Source organism: Xanthomonas prunicola (genome assembly GCF_025266575.1).
Taxonomy (GTDB): Bacteria; Pseudomonadota; Gammaproteobacteria; order Xanthomonadales; family Xanthomonadaceae; genus Xanthomonas; species Xanthomonas prunicola.
On the sequence record NZ_CP096142.1, the window covers coordinates 3,838,343 to 3,856,292 of the forward strand.

The 17,950-nt window shown below is 63.4% G+C and carries 11 protein-coding genes; 6 read left to right on the forward strand and 5 right to left on the reverse strand.

Annotation, left to right across the window (positions count from 1 at the left end; translation table 11 throughout):
- The first annotated feature begins 249 nt into the window (after positions 1 to 249).
- Both M0D43_RS16470 and M0D43_RS16475 read left to right on the forward strand, forming a co-directional pair.
- The gene (locus M0D43_RS16470; protein ID WP_252162249.1) at positions 250 to 1,170 is read left to right on the forward strand and encodes a TrmH family RNA methyltransferase; all 921 of its coding nucleotides are present in this window, start codon (positions 250 to 252) and stop codon (positions 1,168 to 1,170) included.
- Positions 1,170 to 2,675: a carboxylesterase/lipase family protein gene (locus M0D43_RS16475; RefSeq protein ID WP_252162250.1), complete on the forward strand. Its 1,506-nt coding sequence runs from the start codon at positions 1,170 to 1,172 to the stop codon at positions 2,673 to 2,675. Before M0D43_RS16470 ends, M0D43_RS16475 begins: the two co-directional genes overlap by 1 nt.
- A gap of 137 nt (positions 2,676 to 2,812) precedes the next feature.
- Here the strand turns inward: M0D43_RS16475 and M0D43_RS16480 are convergent, their stop codons facing one another.
- On the reverse strand, positions 2,813 to 4,777 hold the full coding sequence (locus M0D43_RS16480; protein WP_252162251.1) for a glycoside hydrolase family 97 protein: 1,965 nt from the start codon (positions 4,775 to 4,777) through the stop codon (positions 2,813 to 2,815).
- Positions 4,778 to 4,995: 218 nt separating this feature from the next.
- Between M0D43_RS16480 and M0D43_RS16485 the strand changes: the two genes are divergently transcribed.
- The 4 genes from M0D43_RS16485 to M0D43_RS16500 all read left to right on the forward strand — a co-directional run bounded on the left by M0D43_RS16485 (position 4,996) and on the right by M0D43_RS16500 (position 13,350).
- Positions 4,996 to 8,463 (forward strand): glycosyl hydrolase 2 galactose-binding domain-containing protein, encoded by a 3,468-nt coding sequence (locus tag M0D43_RS16485; RefSeq protein ID WP_252162252.1) that lies wholly within the window; start codon positions 4,996 to 4,998, stop codon positions 8,461 to 8,463.
- Positions 8,464 to 8,602: 139 nt separating this feature from the next.
- Positions 8,603 to 11,539 (forward strand): TonB-dependent receptor, encoded by a 2,937-nt coding sequence (locus M0D43_RS16490; RefSeq protein ID WP_252162253.1) that lies wholly within the window; start codon positions 8,603 to 8,605, stop codon positions 11,537 to 11,539.
- A gap of 535 nt (positions 11,540 to 12,074) precedes the next feature.
- Positions 12,075 to 12,164, forward strand: a complete 90-nt coding sequence (locus tag M0D43_RS16495; RefSeq protein ID WP_017155454.1) for a tryptorubin family RiPP precursor — start codon at positions 12,075 to 12,077, stop codon at positions 12,162 to 12,164.
- Positions 12,165 to 12,309: 145 nt separating this feature from the next.
- Positions 12,310 to 13,350, forward strand: a complete 1,041-nt coding sequence (locus M0D43_RS16500; RefSeq protein ID WP_252162254.1) for a cytochrome P450 — start codon at positions 12,310 to 12,312, stop codon at positions 13,348 to 13,350.
- Between the two features lie 34 nt (positions 13,351 to 13,384).
- On the opposite strand, the gene M0D43_RS16505 is transcribed toward M0D43_RS16500, so the two are convergent.
- The 4 genes from M0D43_RS16505 to M0D43_RS16520 form a co-directional block, all read right to left on the reverse strand.
- Positions 13,385 to 14,437, reverse strand: coding sequence for a LacI family DNA-binding transcriptional regulator (locus tag M0D43_RS16505; RefSeq protein ID WP_252162255.1), 1,053 nt, complete (start codon positions 14,435 to 14,437; stop codon positions 13,385 to 13,387).
- 360 nt (positions 14,438 to 14,797) lie between these two features.
- Entirely contained in the window at positions 14,798 to 16,216 is a 1,419-nt protein-coding gene (locus M0D43_RS16510) for a M20/M25/M40 family metallo-hydrolase (RefSeq protein ID WP_252162256.1), read from the reverse strand.
- 123 nt (positions 16,217 to 16,339) lie between these two features.
- On the reverse strand, positions 16,340 to 16,771 hold the full coding sequence (gene mscL / locus M0D43_RS16515) for a large-conductance mechanosensitive channel protein MscL (protein WP_252162257.1): 432 nt from the start codon (positions 16,769 to 16,771) through the stop codon (positions 16,340 to 16,342).
- A gap of 60 nt (positions 16,772 to 16,831) precedes the next feature.
- Entirely contained in the window at positions 16,832 to 17,545 is a 714-nt protein-coding gene (locus M0D43_RS16520) for a fumarylacetoacetate hydrolase family protein (protein ID WP_252162258.1), read from the reverse strand.
- Between the last annotated feature and the right edge of the window lie 405 nt (positions 17,546 to 17,950).

The window sequence follows — 17,950 nt, forward strand, 5'->3', positions numbered from 1 at the left end:
CCACAGCAGGCGCGCTGATCCTGCTCGCGTTCCATCGTCTCAACGTCGTCGCCCGCAGGCCGGCAAGACGTTCAACCTGCCTCGGCCCGGCCGCCGTATACGGCCCATCGCGCCAGTGGCTTACCATCGTCGGCACTGCGCCTGCGGCAGCGGCCCAGCCGGTGCTGCAGCATGACCAAGCCTTAGTGGCGGAAAGGCCGGACAGCAGCCTCTCCGCACTGCAAGCGACACGAACGACTGGATACGACGATGACAGAACATGATGGGCGCGGCGGACGGCCGCCACGCGACGGCGGCTCCGGCGCCTCGCACAACCCGTGGGGCCGCGCTGCGCCGCGTACGCCTGCGCCACGTAGCTCCGCGCCCCGCGCGCCGGCGCAGCACACCCCTGCCACTGCGCCACCGCCTGCCGCTGCGGCGAGCAGCAATGCGCGCGAGGTGCGGCTGTACGGCATCAACGCCGTGCAGGCCGTGTTCAAGGCGCGCCCGGAGGCGCTGCGCAAGCTCTATCTGAGCGAGGCGCGCATTCCACAGTTCAAGGCGCTGCTGGCCTGGTGCGTGACACAGCGCATCGGCTATCGCGTGGTGGAAGAGGCCGATCTGAGCAGGCTCGCCGCCAGTGCGCACCATGAAGGCGTGGTGGCCGAGGTGCTGCGCGTCACCCCGCAACCGCTGCAGGAGTGGCTGGCCGCATTGCCGCAGGGCCCGGTGCTGGCGCTATGGCTGGATGGGGTGGGCAACCCACATAACTTCGGTGCGATGTTGCGCTCGTCGGCGCACTTCGGTGTTTCCGGTCTGTTGTTGCCGGCCGGCTCCACGCTGGGCCTGTCCGGCGCGGCGGCACGCGTGGCCGAAGGTGGCGCCGAAGCGGTGCCGCTGGTGCAACTGCCCGAGACCGTAACCGCGATGGCGCACTTGCGTCAGGCCGGTTTCGCGATTGCGGCTACGCTGGTCGACGGCGGCCAGGATGTCTTCGCCGCGGCATTGCCGCAGCGCCTGGTGTACGTGATGGGTGCGGAGAGCGAAGGCATGGACCGCGCATTCGCGCGCGACTGCGATCTGCAGTTGTCGATCCGCGGCAGCGGCAAGGTGGAAAGTCTCAACGTCGCCTCGGCGACTGCGGTCTTCCAGGCCGCCTGGCACGCGCGCGTCCTGACCGGAGAACGCTGATGTTGCCTCTTTCTGCGTTGCTGCTTGCGAGCAGTTGTCTGTTCAGCGCTAGCGCGTTTGCCGTAACGCCTGCCGCACCTCCCGAGGTGCGCACCGATCATGGCGCGGTGCGCGGCCAATGGCAGGATGACGGCAGTGCGGTCTTCCGCGCGATCCCGTTTGCCATGCCGCCGTTGGGCGCGCTGCGCTGGCGCCCGCCGCAGCCGATGTCGCCATGGACGCAGGTGCGCGATGCCACCCAGGCCGCCACGCCGTGCGTGCAGCCGGCGCTGGGCTGGAACAACGCCATGGCCAAGCGCGGTACCGAGGATTGCCTGTACGTCGAAGTGCAGACGCCCAAGCTGCATCCGGCCAAGCCGCTGCCGGTGTTCGTGTGGATCCACGGCGGTGCGAATGTGGCGGGCAGTGCCGATGGGCATCTGCCCACCAACTTGGTGGCGCAGGACATGCTGGTGGTGACGCTGCAATATCGGCTGGGCGCGTTGGGCTTCCTGTCGTTGCCAGAGCTGAGTGATGGCGACAACGAAGCCGCCGGCAATGTCGCCTTGCTCGATCAAATCGCTGCCCTGCAGTGGGTGCACGACAACATCGCGCAGTTCGGTGGCGACCCTGCGCGGGTGACCATCGCAGGGCAATCGGCTGGGGGCCAGGACGTGGGTCTGCTGATGCTTAGTCCGCGCGCACGCGGCCTGTTTTCGGCAGCCATCGAACAGAGCGGTACCGCCGGGTTTGGGTTGCCGGCACGCAGCCTGGAAGACAATCGTGCACTGGGTGTCAGTATCGCCAAGCGTGCAGGTATCGACGATTCGGCCACGCGCTTGGCGCAACTGCGCGCGTTGCCGGCCGAGCAACTGCTCAAGGCCGCGCAGGGCGTTGACGTGCCGGCGCTGGACGACGATGGCTACATCTGGCTGCAGGCGGTGGTCGATGGGCGCGTGCTGCCCCGCGCACCGGCCGAGATGCTGGCTGCCGGCGCCCAGGCCAAGGTGCCGCTATTGATCGGCTATGTGGTACAGGAATTGCGCTACGGCGGTGAGGAAGGGGCAGAGAAGCGCGTGCGCCGCGACTATCCCGATCACGCCGATGCGGTCCTGCAAGCGCATCGCGCCGCCATCGTGCAGCGCGCCGCGCGGCAAGGCAATGCGTCCATGCAGTTGTCCACCGATCTGACCTTCCGTTGCCCGGCGGTGACCGTGGCGCAACGCCAGGCTGCGTTGGGTGTGCCGGTGTGGCACTACGTGTTCGATACCGCCGTGCCCGGCGGGCAGGTGACGCACAGCGCCGAGTTGCCGTTCCTGTTCAAGAACCTGTCGATCGGCCAGCCGCCGGTGTCACTGCAGCGCTACTGGGCGGCGTTCGTACAGCATGGCAATCCGAATGCCAAGGGATTGCCTGCCTGGCCGGCGTTCGCACCGACGCATGCAGGGTTGCAGTTCGATGCGCGTGGCGTGCAACCCATCAAGGACGCGCGTCCGGCGGTGTGTGCGGCAGTGGACTTGCCATAACGTCAGCGATGCTGCAAGACGTGCGCACCGCTGCGGTGCGCACGTTTGACACCGAATCGAATCGCATGCAAACCCGCGCGTCCGGCAAAGCGATTGCGCAAGTTGCGTCTGGCCACGTCAGCGCAGCGCGTCGGCGCTTACTTCTTTTGCAGTCTGATGGCCGCGCCGCCATTGGCCGTCAAGTTCAGCTGCAAGGTGTCGTTGCGGGTGACTGTGCGGGTGTCGATGCGCACCTCCGTTGGTGTCTGGCCATCGGCGTAGATGGTGGCCGTCCAGTGACCATTGCCTAGAAACGACAACGGTACCTCCATCGTGCGCGCCTGCTCGTTGGTCATCACACCCACATACCAGTCCTTGCCGCTACGCCGCGCCAGCGCAATGTGTTCACCGATGGCGCCATCCAATGCACGCGTCTCGTCCCAGCTTGCAGGCACGTCGCGCAGGAACTGCGCGGCAGGCACGTTTTCGTATTGCTCGGGACTGTCGGCAACCACCGCGAACGGACTCTCGTAGACGACGTACATCGCCAGCTGCTGCGCGCGCGTGGTCATCACCTGCGGCCCGAAGTGCTGTGGTTTGAAGTCGGACGGGCGGACATTGCGGAAGCCACCGGGCGTGTAATCCATCGGCCCGAGCAGCATGCGCGTAAACGGCAGGGTGAGATTGTGGGTAGCGGTGATGCGCGCGCTCCACTTGTTGTACTCGGCGCCGAGCACGCCTTCTTGGGTGAGGTAGTTCGGATAGGTGCGGGTCAGCCCGGTCGGGTGATACGCACCGTGCAGATCTACCAGCAACTTGTGCTCGGCGGCCTTGCTCAGCAGACGGTGATAGAAGTCCACCATCTGCTGATCGTCACGGTCCATGAAATCGACCTTGATGCCCTTGATGCCGAGTTGCTGGTACCAGGTGAGCGCTTCGTCCATGTGCGCATCGAGCGCGCGCCAGTGCGCCCACAGCCACAGCCCGACATCGCGCTTGCGTGCGTAGTTCACCAAGCCAGGCAGATCGAGCTGCGCGACAGGCCGGCGAATATCCGCATCGGCGTTGTACTGGCCATCGCCGGTGCTGCCGTAATACCAGCCGTCGTCGATCAGCATGTATTGCAACTTCAACTGCTGCGCATGATCGATGTAGCGCTGGATGGTGGTGGTATTCATGCCCGGGTTCTCCACACCGCTGGCCAGACTGCCCGACCACCAATCCCACGCCGATTTACCCGCGCGCACCCAACTCGCATCGAAGGCGGGCGGCGGATTGAGTGCGGAAATCAGGTTGGATTCGATCAGGCGTGCCGGGCTGTCGGCCAGCATGATCACTCGCCATGGCGTGGCAAAATCGCGACCCTTGGCATCGATGCTGACCGCCACTGTGGGGTCGTCCAGGCGCGGCGACAGTTTTGCCGCTACGCCCAGCCTGCCATCCGAACGACCGCTGAGATAAAGCCCGGCGTAATCGCGCAGATTCGCCTCGCCGAGCGCAAGCGTGGTGCCATTGGCATCGGTCTGGCACACCAGCGGTAACTCGAGCAGATGATGAGCACGCAATTTGGATGCGGCGATCGCATCGTATTCGCCCTCGTGACTGGTTCCGAAGCGACCAAGATTCAAGGTCCAGCAGCGGTAATCGTGCGGGAATGCGAAGCCGGTGAGTTCGTCGCGAATGCGAACCTGCCCTGCATCCGGAAGCACGTAACGCAGCGCGACGCCATCGTCATACGCACGTAATTCGATGCCGAGCTTGCGCTGTTTCGCATCGGTCAGCTGCACGCGCAGTTCTCGATAGTGGTCGCGTACCTGTCGTGTCTTTCCAACCGTCAAGGTAAAGCGGCTGTCGTGCAGTTCGGTCGTACTGCTTTGTAGCGTCATGTCATGGCCGAGCTTGTTACCCCGGCCAAGATCCAGTCCCAGTGGTGCGTGGTCGAGCACGAGTGTGTTGCGATACAGCACGCGATAGCTGGGCACACCGCCTGCGCGGAGGGTGAATTCTACTTGTGTGCGTGCATCGGGTGATTGCACGCGCAAGTCCTGCGCTGCAGCGGGTGCAGCGATCAAACACAGCAACGCGCATGCCGCAGGTAATGCGGACTGGATCAGGTTTCGCATGATTCCCTCCTCCTGGGATTACCCACCCTCACGTAGAAAGGTTGTTGTCGATATCCAGCTGGGATAACGTTACCTCGCACCATGGCCGCTGAAACAGGGGCGGCAGCCACGGGCGGCATCACGGAGGTCAGCACGCAAAACGTCTGCAAGACGGTTTGCCGATTGCATCGACGCGATGTGCACCGTTGTGTAGCAGTAGAGCTTGGGAGAGGCCTCTAATGCTGATGGTTCGCAGGGCGTTCCGCTGTGGAGCGCTGTGGTTGTTGTGCGTTTGCATGGGCTGGACTGCAGTGGAGGCTGCGCCTGCCAATGCCCCGCCCGGTCCATACGACGTGCGTGTGCTTGCGGGCGGCGTTGCGTTGACCAAGAAGCTCGCCGCCGAGACGCCGTTCTTGTCTGCAAATGCGGACTGGAGCGTCTCCGGATGGGTACGCCCATCACGTTCGACCATGGGCCCCGCATTGATTGCTGGCGTCGGCGATCCGCAGGGCGCCGGCCGCTACTTCACGATTGATGGCGGCAAACTCGGCTTTGCGCAGGGCACCGACAACGTGCTGCGCAGTACACAAGCCTTGCGCGCGCAGACCTGGACGCAAGTGGCCGCAGTGGCACAGGGCGAACGTCTGACGCTGTATGCCAACGGCCGCAAGGTTGCAAGCGGTCGTGTGCAGCAGACAGCCGTTGCGCCGACGTTGGTGTTCGGCCCACGCCAGCATCCAGCGACCTACACGCAACACTTCGGCGGCGACATTGCAGGCTTTACTGCGCAGGCTGGCGCGCTGGATGCGGATGCCATTGCTCGGCTGGCCGCAAGGGCGCCAGATCCGGAACTGCATCGCTTCGAAGATGCATCGCCAGGCTGGCGCTTACAAGTCAAACAGATGGCCGGCCAGCTCGAGCCGCAGCCTGCTGCAACGCTGCCGCGCAGTACCGCAGCGTTCGCTACGCCGATTGCCAAACCGGTGCCGGAGGCGCCTGCGCTGCAAGCGCTGGACGCCACATCCTGGCGTGTGGGTGCATGGCAACTGGCTGCGGCACCGGGGCTCGGTCAGGCCACCGGCGCCACGCTGTCGCGCAGCGATTATGCCGCCGGCAAGGCCACATGGCGCGAGGCTACCGTGCCAGGCACAGTGCTCACGACGTTGGTCGATCGTGGGGTGTATCCGGATCCGGATATCGGCCTCAACAATATGTCCATTCCCGAATCGTTGAGCCGGCAGGATTGGTGGTACCGCAGCAGTTTCGATGTTCCTGCCGCCGCGCAAGGCAAGCGATTGGAACTGCTGTTCAATGGCATCAACTATGCCGGCGAGATCTGGGTCAACGGCGTGGAAGTCGGGCGCACGCGCGGTGCGTTCGCGCGCGGTCGTTTCGATGTCAGCAAACAGCTCAAGCCTGGTCGTAACACGATTGCGGTGCGGGTGTCGCCGCCGCCGCATCCCGGCATTGCGCACGAACAATCGATGACTGCAGGCGTTGGCGAAAATGGCGGCATGCAGGCCCTGGATGGGCCGACCTTCATCGCCAGCGAGGGTTGGGATTGGATTCCCGCCGTACGCGACCGCAACGCCGGTCTGTGGCAAGACGTGCAACTGCATGCCAGTGGCCCGCTCGCACTCGGTGACACCCAGGTACTGACCGCGCAGCTGGCAACGGATCATAAAACTGCCGAGCTCGAAATCACTGTGCCGCTGCGCAACGACACGTCCGCCGCAGTGCAGGGCAGCGTGCAGCTGTCCTTCGGGGATGTGACTATCCAGCGCCAGGTCACGGTGGCTGCCGGTGGCAGTACGCTGAAGTTCACAGCGGTCGACACGCCGCAACTTCGGATCACCAATCCGCGGCTGTGGTGGCCCAATGGCTATGGGGAGCCTGCGCTGTACACGCTGCAGGTCGGTGTCGATGTGGCAGGCGCGTGTTCGGATGCGCAGCAGCTGCGCTTCGGCATTCGCGAGGTGACCTACGAATTGTCGCTGTTCGACGACGATGGCGCACTGCGCCGCGTGCTCGTCGATCTCAATCAGGCACGCCAGCGTGGCGAACGCATCGTCGACGTACGCCATGCAGCGATCCGGCCGGTACCCGGTGGCAATGCGCAATCGCTGTATCCCGGTGCGCTGACCTCGCCGGCAGTGCAACAGCTGGACGATTCCACGCTGGCCCCGCATCTGGTTCTCCGCATCAATGGCGTACGCATTGCGGTGAAGGGCGGCAACTGGGGCATGGACGATTGGCGCAAGCGCGTTTCGCGCGAGCGGCTGGAGCCCTACTTCCGCCTGCAACGCCACGCGCACTTCAATGTGGTGCGCAACTGGGTTGGACAGAACACCGAAGCCAGCTTCTTCGAGCTGGCCGACGAATACGGCATGTTGGTGCTCAACGATTTCTGGCAGTCCACGCAGAACTACAACATGGAGCCGGCCGACGCTGCGCTGTTCCTGGACAACGCGGCCGAAGTGATCAAGCGCTTCCGCAATCATCCGTCCATCGTGTTGTGGTTCGGCCGCAACGAAGGCGTGCCAGCACCCATTCTCAACGAGGGCCTAGACAAGCTGATCGCCGAACTCGACGGCACACGCTGGTACACCGGCAGTTCCAACGAGATCAATCTGCAAGGCAGTGGGCCGTACAACTACCGCGAGCCGGTGGCGTACTTCAACATACTGGCGCAGGGTTTCTCGGTGGAAGTAGGCACGCCGTCGTTCTCCACGCTGGAGTCGTTCAAGGCCTCGGTGCCGGCGGTTGGCGATCAATGGCCGATCAGTGACGCCTGGGCGTATCACGACTGGCACCAGTCCGGTAACGGCGATACCAACAGTTTCATGCGCACACTCAGCGACAAGCTGGGCGCACCGACCAGCCTGGACGATTTCGAGCGCAAGGCGCAGCTGCTCAATTACGAAACCCATCGCGCCATCTTCGAGGGCTTCAACGCGCAGCTGTGGAGCAAGAACAGCGGGCGCCTGCTGTGGATGAGCCACCCGGCGTGGCCTAGCAACATGTGGCAGATCTACAGCCACGATTACGACACCCACGCCGCGTATTACGGCGTGCGTAATGCAGCCGAGACGCTGCATGTGCAGATGAATCTGCCGGGGCACGAGGTGGTCGTGATCAATAACGCCGCCGCGCCGGTGCACGGGCTGCGCGTGCGTGCGGAGGTGTATGCCAACGACGGCAAGCTGTTGCAACAGCGCGAACAGGCGCTGGATGCCGCAGCAGTGGCAGTGTCGGCGCCGGTGCTGCAACTGGCCCCGTTGCTGAAGGACACCAAGGGGCTTGGCTTTGTGCGGCTGCAGTTGCTCGATCGTGACGCGGTAGTGCGTTCGCGCAACTTCTATTGGGTGGCGCGCGATGCAGCGGCGATGCGTGGGCTGGACGCACTCGTGACGGTGCCGCTGCAGTTGATCACGCAACTGCAGGAGGGCGATGAGGCGGTGCTGCGCGCGACGGTGCGCAACCCGTCGCAGCAGGTGGCCCTCAACACCAAGCTGACCTTGGTGGACGCGCAAGGCCAACGCATCCTGCCCACCTACTACAGCGACAACTATCTGAGCCTGGTGCCAGGGGAGGAGCGCGTGGTGGAAATTCGCGGCCCGTCCGCCGCCACCTTGCGCAACGCCACGCTGCAATTGCGTGGCTGGAATGCCGAACCATCGACAGGCGTCGCCAACGGGCCTCCGTAGCAACGCCTGCTTGTTGCCGCGCCGTGCCGTGCACGGTGCTCGCACTGACGCACCGCCTGGTGCGTCAGCCAATACCGCATTGCCGTGCCGGTAATGCCAGTCGAAACGGTCGCGGATTTGTCATCCCTGGGAGGGGACCATGAACAAGCTGTCTTCGAACACCCGCCATACCCCGTTGGCTACCGCACTCGCGGCTGCGCTCACGCTGCTCGCCGGCGGCGCGAGCGCACAGGACACTGCCACCACTCCAGGCGTCACCGAGCTGGACAAGGTGATGGTCAAGGGCGTACGCGGTGCGCAGGCCGAGGCCATCGAAAACAAACGCAGCGCAGCGCAGATCATCGATTCGATCTCTGCCGAAGACATCGGCAAATTGCCCGACGTCACCATCACCGATTCTCTGCAGCGCGTGCCTGGTGTGCAGATCCGGCGCTCGGCCGGCGAGGGTTCGCAGCTCAATATCCGCGGCATGCCGCAGGTGCAGACCACGATGAATGGTGAGTTGTATCTGAGTGCCGGCGGCGGCGATCAATATGGTCAGCCGAACATTGGCCGCGCGCAGCCGGATTTCGTGGACATTCCGCCGACGTTGTTCAGTGGCGTGGACGTCATCAAGTCGCCTACTGCCGCCGATCTGGATGGCGGCATCAGCGGCACCGTCTCGTTGAAGACGCGGCGCCCGTTCGATTTACCGGAAGGGTGGACCTTCAGCGGTCAGGCCGAAGGGTCGTACGGCGATCGCGTGCAGAAAGCCAACGAATTGTATTCGGGGTTGGCCAGCTTCCGCACCGCGCGTTGGGGCGCGTTGCTGGCAGTGTCGTATTCGGATGCCACGCTGGAAAACAAGCACCCCAGCGTGTATTCCAACGGCGCGCAGAAATCCACCGAACAGAACGTCGGTTTCGATTTCAACGGCGATGGACGCATCGGTAGCAACACCGACCCGAGTAACCTGCCGCGCGACTATTTCTACAATTGGGTCGCCACCGAACTGGATAACCGCAGCACCGATCGCCAGCGCACCGGCGTCAACGGCTCGTTCCAGTTCAACATCAACGATGCCTGGACGGTTTTAGCAGACGCGGCTTACACCAAGCTCGAAGACCACGACACCTCGGTCGCCGCGCAGCTACACACCGGTTGGGCGACCAATCAGTTGCAGCCGGGATCGGTGGTCGATTCCAACGGCGTGCTGGAGTACGGCAAATTTCGTTACAACCGCTTTCAGGCGCATTCGATGGCAGGGGTGGCCGATTCGGATGCGCTCAATACCAATCTGGAATTGCGCTACGACGATGGTGGCCCGTTCCGCGCTTGGTTCCGTTGGGTGCATGGCGATGCGCAGCGCACTTACGACGAGGCGCGTGCCGATGCGGCGGTGACGCGCGGCGACCAGATCCCGCGTGCCGGCGGCGTGACCCAGTGGGCTAACGTCAATGGTCTGCCCACTGTGGATGCGTCGGTGGATTTCCGCGGCACCTATCCGGCGGTCAACTTCGACACCGATGTGTCCAATCCAGACAACTGGCAGTTGATGTCCACCTGGGCGCAGGGCAACAAGATCGAGGCCAAGATGGACGCGTTCCGTGCCGACGGCACCTTCGAGTTCGACGAGGGCGTGGTGCGTGGCTTCCAGTTCGGCGTGCGCTATGGCGAGCGCGATTTCAAGCTGGATACCTATCGTTATCTGTCGCCGGTGTCGTCCAGCTGCGCCGAGCCGAACCGTTCGCTGTACTACTACAAAGATCCGCTGATCGTGGATACCTGCAGCGGTGTGTCCGAAGCGCGCTTGCTGCCGTTCAATTCAATTCCCGGCTATTGGGCGTATTTCAACGATTTCGACCCGCTCAAAGTCACTGGCCTCGGTAGTCAGGGCCTGCCTGCGATCAACCCGCAGGCAATGAAAGACCCGGTCGCCTATCTCAATGGCCTGTATCCGGGCAACGTGGCATATCAGCAGGCGGCCGATTCCTACCAAGTCACCGAAAAAACCAGCTCGGCCTATTTCATGGCTAACCTGGAAGGCGGCACCGGCACGCGCGTGCCGTGGACGGCCAACATCGGTGCACGCATCGTGCAGACCAAGCTAGCGATCGACCAGTACTTGAGCAGCGGCAACGTCTACATCGGCAATGTCGAATGGAATGGCGTCAGCCCGGCAATCGGTACCAACCGCCTCAATCGCCAGTACACCGATGTGCTGCCCAGCGCCAATCTGTCGCTGGACATCACCGACGCGCAGAAGCTGCGCTTTGCCTATAACAAAGCGGTTGCGCGTCAGGATCTGCCCGATCTGGGCCGTGGTCTGGTGAGCTTCTATGCGGTCAACGGCACGCCGCCGCGCAACCCGTCGCTGCCATCGGATGCGGTGTTGTTCCTCAACGGCCGTTCGGGCAATCCGGATCTGGACCCGTATCGCGCTACCAACTACAACGCCTCGTGGGAATGGTATTTCGCCGATGCCTCTTTGATCAGCGTCGGTGCGTTCCTGATCGACGTGAAGTCGTTCCCGACGACCGTCACCAACATCGAGCCGTTGCCCGATGCTGACGGCGTCGTGCGCGCGGGCGGCCCGGTCGAGCGCATCGTCAATGGCGGTGGCGGCAAGATCAAAGGTTTCGAAATCGGCTACCAGCAGGCCTTCGATTTCCTCCCGGGCTGGTTGAGCGGCTTCGGCACCAACATCAACTACACCTTCTCCGATGCCGATACCGACAACGCCGATATCGATGGCAATACGCTGCCGATCGGCGACAACTCCAAGCATCAGGCCAACGCGGTGCTGTGGTATCAGAAGGACAAACTGCAGGCGCGCGTGGCCTATAACTGGCGCAGCAAGCGCTTCAGTCAGGTCAACAGCTCCGCATGGGGCGATGCGCTGGCGATTTGGAACGATGACGTCGGCTATCTGGATGCTTCGTTGAGCTATGACGTCAACGATCACCTGACCGTGTACGCCCAGGCCACCAACCTGACCGGCGAAAGCGAACGCCGTTACGCGCAGTGGACCAATCACTACTTCGATCAGAACATCTTCGAGCGCCGTTACTACGCTGGCCTGCGTTTGCGTTTCTGATGTGATGCGCTGATGCAATGCATCGATGTGCGACACGGCGCAGCCTCCTCCGCGCCATGTTGCATCTGCTGTTCTGTCGTGCCTCTCCAAGCGGTCGTTGCACATTCTTCCCGTCGTCGTTTGATACGGCGCTGCAGTACGTTCGGCGGTGACGTCGAACACCCTCCCATTCGGCCGCATCGTCGGGAAGCGATGCGGTGTTTTTTTGCGTGATGGCGCCGGTGTCTGCGCGCTCATGCCGGCAGTTGCATTGCCGTGCGTGTCCTGCTCGACCTGCTGTAGACGGAGTGGTGTCGTTCGACCGCCGTTTTCGCAGATGCGCTCGCGAAATTTTTCGTCCTAAAACGATGCGGAGCCGATGTGCGTTGGGCCGTCGATGGATCTGTGCGCACGCGCAAGTTTCTGCCGTTGTATGGTTTGTCGGCGTGGCGTAGGGTCTGACAAGCGAGCGCAACCATTTCGGCTCGCATCCAAGTAGCCGTTGATCGTTGATCTGTAAAAATCCCCCGAAAGGGCAATCCCTCCTTGCAGCAGGATGTCGCTCATGAAGATACTTTTTTCGATCAAGCACATGCTGGCCTCCCGAAAGAGTCTCAAATCCTACGCCTGGTATATCTGGTACTAAGAACTATTCGAAAAGCGTTTCGGTAGTGCCATTGGCGGCTGCGCCACGTGATTGCGGCCTTCGTGGTGATGTGATGTTGGGAGCACCTTGCCCGCGCGAGGCGTTGCATTCGCCGGACGCGGGCATTACCGGGTAGGAGCAATGCATGGCTGCATCCAGCGCCGACGCGTTTGCTAGGGCGACGGTATTCGCACCGCGCTTGCAGGCGCTGTTGGGTGAGTACGTCGGCAAGGAGGTGTTCCGGCTTGATGCAGATACCGTGGGCGTGGCAGGCCCGATGTTGGCGCACCGATTGCTCGCCGCGCGCGCGGCGACCGAAGTGGAGCGGCCCACCTTCAAGCCGCTGCATGGGCGTTCAATCCCACGCACCGATGCTTCCAAACTGATGCAGGCGATCGGGCGCGATGTTCGCGAAGCGTTGAAGCGTCCTGTATCGGCGCAACTGGATTTATCCGGGCCATGGCCGCACGTGGGTCATGTGTACCTACGTGAGCTGTTGTTGTCTGGCGACCCGCTGCGATTGCGTCTGTTGATGGATCGCATTCTGGAGCTGACGCCGAAGTTGACCTGGGCTGTCATCGCTGCCGGTGCCGCACTGCCGTTCAAGCTGCAGCACAACGCCTCGGCCCTTGCCACGTTGACCGCAGCAGCCGGCAGCTACGACGAGCGCCGCTACGCGATGGGTCTGTACCGACGCACGGCAGCGCCGGTGTGCTTCACCATTTCGACACTGGTGGCCAATGCGCTATGGCTGGGATCGCCCTTCGACCCGGCGGTGCCCAGCCGTCATCTCGTCTACGAATCGCTGCGGTTGCTGCCGCCATCATGGAACATCCTGCGTAACGCATCGCCGGAATATCCGCCGCTCGATGGCCGCATTGGCAGCCACGACGATGTGCTGGTGCTGCCATTGCTGAGTCATCGCGATCCAGCGCTGTGGGAGGCGCCGGAGGCGTTTTGGCCAGAACGTTGGAATCACCTCGATCCGGACAATCACCCCGGCTATCTGCCGTTCGGGCATGCGTCCGAGCGCTGTTGGGGGCGCCACATGGTGATGCCACTAGCCGAGTGCCTGCTGGATGCGCTGCGCAGCCAGGGCTTGACCGCTGACCCCAAGCAACGCAAGGCGGTGGTTCCGTTGACGGGCCTTCTCGGCGTTGCACAGGTCGATGTCGTGCGCCAATAGCGAATCGCTCGTGTCGCAACTGCGCCCCGTTGCGCTATGCCTTCGGCGGCCCGGCCGTTGAGCCACGCTTGACCAGCGTGTACTTCATCACCTGATGCACGCTAGGTGCGGTGCCGCCCTTACGGCGTTGACGGATCGCATCGGCCAACAGCGAGACGGCGGCGCGGCCCATCGCGGTGACGGGTTGATGCACGGTGGTGAGTTCGGGCCAGATGGTGGTGGCCACCGGCGTATCGTCGAAGCCGGCGATGGAGACATCTTCGGGCACGCGCAAGCCCAATCCATGTGCGACCGCGACCGCTGCGGCCGCCATGTCGTCGTTGCTACAGAAGATCGCAGTTGCTGGTTGCGGCTGCGCCAACAGGCTGCGGGTGGCGAGCAGTCCGGAGCGATAGGTGAACAAACCCTCGGCGATCAATTCATCTGCTACCGGTAAGCCGGCAGCCTGCAAGCTGTCGAGATAGCCGTTGGCGCGCAGTGCGCTCGGGGTGTGTTTGGGGTCGCCCTTGATCAATGCGATGCGACGATGTCCGAGTTCGATCAGGTGGTCGACGATGGCGCGCGCGGCCTGGTAGTCGTCGATCCGCACCGAGCTGATTTGCACCATCGGTGCGCCGCCGGCCACCGCCACCACGGGGATGCCACGCGCATCGAGTTCGGCGATGGTCTGGCGCGAATCGCATAACGGCGGCGGCAGGATCACGCCATCGACGCCGGCAGCGAGCAGGCGCTCGGTGGCGGCACGCTGGCTGCGGATGGCTCTGCACTTTTCCACCATGACCTGACTGCCGGTGAGGCTGCTCTGCTCGAGCAAGCCGAGCATGAATTGATTGAGATACGCCGCACTTGGGTTGCTGTACAACACGCCGATACGCAGCAAACTACTGGTACGTAACGAGCGGCCGGCGAGATTGGGCCGGTAGCCCAATGCCTGCACCGACGCTTCCACGCGCGCGCGCATCGCTTCGCCCACATGCGGGTGGCGGTTGATCACGCGCGAAGCGGTCATCGGCGAGACGCCGGCGTGTTTGGCAACATCCAGCAACGTCGCCGCATTGTTCGCACTGCGTTGCCGCTTGGCCACCATTGTGTGTGCTCATCCTGGGGTAGAAGCGAATGCACGCGACAGATTCGAGGTTTGAGGCGAGGACCAACAGCAACCGATCGATCACGTGACGCAGTGCCAGCGACGGCCATGCCTCACCACCGCGCACAACGTGAACGCGCCGCTGCCGAGTGCGTGATTCGTGCCCACCTGGCGTGACGTGTGGCGAGTGGCAGTGGCTTGAAAGCAAGTGCCACATGCCAGACGAACAAGTCAATCTAGGCAATCTAGCCAATCAGCACGCAAGGTCTACTGCGATTCTTGCATGTACTGGCGCTTGAAGATCGGTAAGGCACTGCCTGCATCCAGCACCCGACTCACGCGACACGTCTTTACTGCCGCTTACTCGCTCGGCGGTTGCATGCTCTTCGCGCGGCTGCCGAAATCACCATCGGCTTCTGCGGCGAGATACGCGAACACAGTGTAGGCGGCCACGTTCTGCGCGAGCGCCTTCGGGTCGATCTTGTCCAGCGTGTCGTCGGCGGTGTGGTGCAGGTCGAAGTAGTCGGTGCCATCCTGCGCCAGCCACGCCCAGGCGCCACCCTTGGCGGAAATCGGTCCGACATCTGGACCGGGGCCGCCCTTGCTGGGTTCATACGCGATACCCAGTGGTGCAAGCACCTCGGCAATCTGCTTGGTTGCTGCACGCGAGTCGTCCGGTGCGGCCGCGCCGGTGTTGAACGCGTAGATGCGCCCGGCGCCGAAGTCGCTTTCCGCACCGATCTGATGCAGTGCCATGTCGTTGGCATCCTTGCCGTGCGCGGCGGCATACGCCTTGCCGCCGTACAGACCTTGCTCCTCGTTGGCGAAGGCCACCACGCGGATGGTGCGCTTGGGGGCCTGCTTGAGTTGGCCGATCAGGTGGCCAGCGGCCATGGTGATCGCCACGCCGGCGCCGTCGTCGATCGCGCCGGTGCCCAGATCCCATGAATCCAGATGTCCACCGATCACCACCACTTGCTTGGGCTTGCTGCGCCCGGTGATTTCACCAATCACGTTATACGAGGTGGCCGTGCCGTCCCAGCCGCAATCCAGCGCCAGACGCACGCGCGTGCTGCCCAGGGCGGTGAGTCGTGCCAGTTGGTTGGCATCGGGCACTGACAGCGCTGCGGCGGGCACCGGCGTCAGCCCCTCGTCGAAACGGGTGATCCCGGTATGCGGCACGCGGTGCGAGTCGGTGCCGGCCGAGCGCATGACAAATCCAATTGCGCCCTTGCGTATTGCTTCCGACGGCCCCTTGCTGCGCACCGCGCCGCCATTGCCGTAATCCCTGCCGTCGCGCGCCTTGACCATCTGGTAGTCGACGAACGCGATCTTGCCGGCCAGCGCGCCAGCCGGCGCAGCCTGCAGCGCAGCCAGATTCTCGAAACGCACCACCTCGCCTTCGACGGTGCCGCCGGGGCTGCCGCCCAGTGCGGTGATGGTCAGTGGTTGCGCATGCGCACCGAGCACGGCAGCACGTTCGCTGCGACGCTCCCATTTCGGAAAGGTCACCGGCTCGGTCCACACCTTGTCGAATCCCAACGAAGTGAATTTCGCCTTGGCCCAGGCCACCGCACGCGGATCTGCTTCGCCACCGGCAATGCGCGGGCCCACTTCGGTGGTCAACGATTGGACCACCGCAAAGCCGGTGTTATCGGCCAGCGCTTGCTCGCGCAACTGCGCCGCGGTGCGCAATGCGCTGTCGGGGATGCTGGTCGGTGCAGCGAGCGCGGACGAGCAGGCGAGTAGGGCAGAGATGGCAACAGCGAGGCGACGCATGCAGGGCGGCTCCAACGACAAGGGAACCCCGAGCTTATCAGCGCGAAGTCCCCCGTCTGCGTGCGAAAGGTCATCCTTCTGCGCGAGGTTGCGCGACAGGATGCTCCAGTTGGTTGTGTCCGCTTACAGCGCGGCAGGCGGCTTGAGCGTGTCGTTCTTGAGCGCGTCGCGAATCTCGCGCAGCAACAGCACTTCTTCGCTCGGGCCCTTCGGCGCGTCCGGCTTGCGATTGGTGACGCGGTTGATCAACTTGACCACCAGAAAGATCGCGAAGGCGATGATCACGAACTGCACGACCGTGTTGATGAAATCGCCATAGCCGATGGCAACCGCCGGAATTTCCTTGCCCGTGGCATCGACGCCGGCCGGCTTGAGCACCCACGCCAGACGCGAGAAATCCACATTGCCGATGGCCCAGCCGATCGGCGGCATGATGATTTTTTCCACCAGCGCAGTGACGATCTTGCCGAACGCCGCACCGATGACGACACCGACGGCCAGGTCGATGACATTGCCGCGCATCGCGAATTGTTTGAACTCGCTGACCATTCCCATAGTGCACTCCAACTGCGGTCGCGGACCCACTGCCGCAGCCCGATCGTAGCCGGGCCGATGTCAGCCCGCGATGATGCCGTGACGCTCGGCGACGTTTTCCAGGCGCGCACTGAACTGGTCGCCCGGCAGCAATGGACCGACGCCGGCCGGCGTTCCCATGAAAATCAGATCGCCTGCGCGCAGTGCATAGAGTTTGGACAGCTCGTGCAGGATCTCCGGCACGTTCCAGATCATCTGATCCAGCAACGACTGTTGACGCACCTGCCCATTGACTTCCAGCGACAGATTCAAGGCCTCCAGCGCGCCGACTTCGCCGGCATGCACAAGCTCGCTGATCGGTGCGGAGTGATCAAAGCCTTTGGCGATATCCCACGGCAGACCCTTGGCCTTGGCAGCGGCCTGCAGATCACGACGGGTCAGATCCAGCCCCACGCCGTAACCGTAGATCAGGCGCTCGGCCTGTTCCACCGGCAACTCGCCGGCCGGCGCATCGCTGCCCAGCGCCACCACCAGCTCCACTTCGTGGTGCAGGTCCTTGGTGCCGGGCGGGTAGGGAATCCGGTCGCCATGGCCAACCACGATCGCATCGGCAGGCTTCATGAAAAAGGTCGGCTGACCGCGTTCGGCCTTGGTGGCTGGTGCGGTGGCGCCCATCTCGCGCGCATGGTCGGCAAAGTTGCGCCCCACGCAGTAGATGCGGTGCACCGGAAAACTGCCACCGCCCACCACGGGAATGCGCGGAACATCGGCGGCGGGAATCACATCATGGGTCATGCGCGCATCCTCAAGAACACAGGCGCATGAGTCTAGCGGTTTGCTTGTGTACGACGGAACCGTTGCGCATGCGCCCAGTGCATGACACGGCTGCGATGGCAGAGCTTGCGAAGCGGCCGGCAGCCACATTATTGGCGCTTCAGTGGTGGCGCATACAGCGAGACGCCGACGAATCCGAAACAGCAGAGCGACACGCTGCTGGCGTTCGATCACGCCCGATGCGGTGGCGATGAGAAGTGTTGAACCGTGTCGTGCACTGCTGATCGATGGAACAAGCGCTTGCGCGCACGGCCATCAGCGCACCGCATGCCCAGCAACGCGGGACTGCGAACGCGCAGCACGTCAGACGTGGCTCGCTGGAAGGAATCTTCTTCGACACGGGCATGCGCCATCCGGACACCCGCT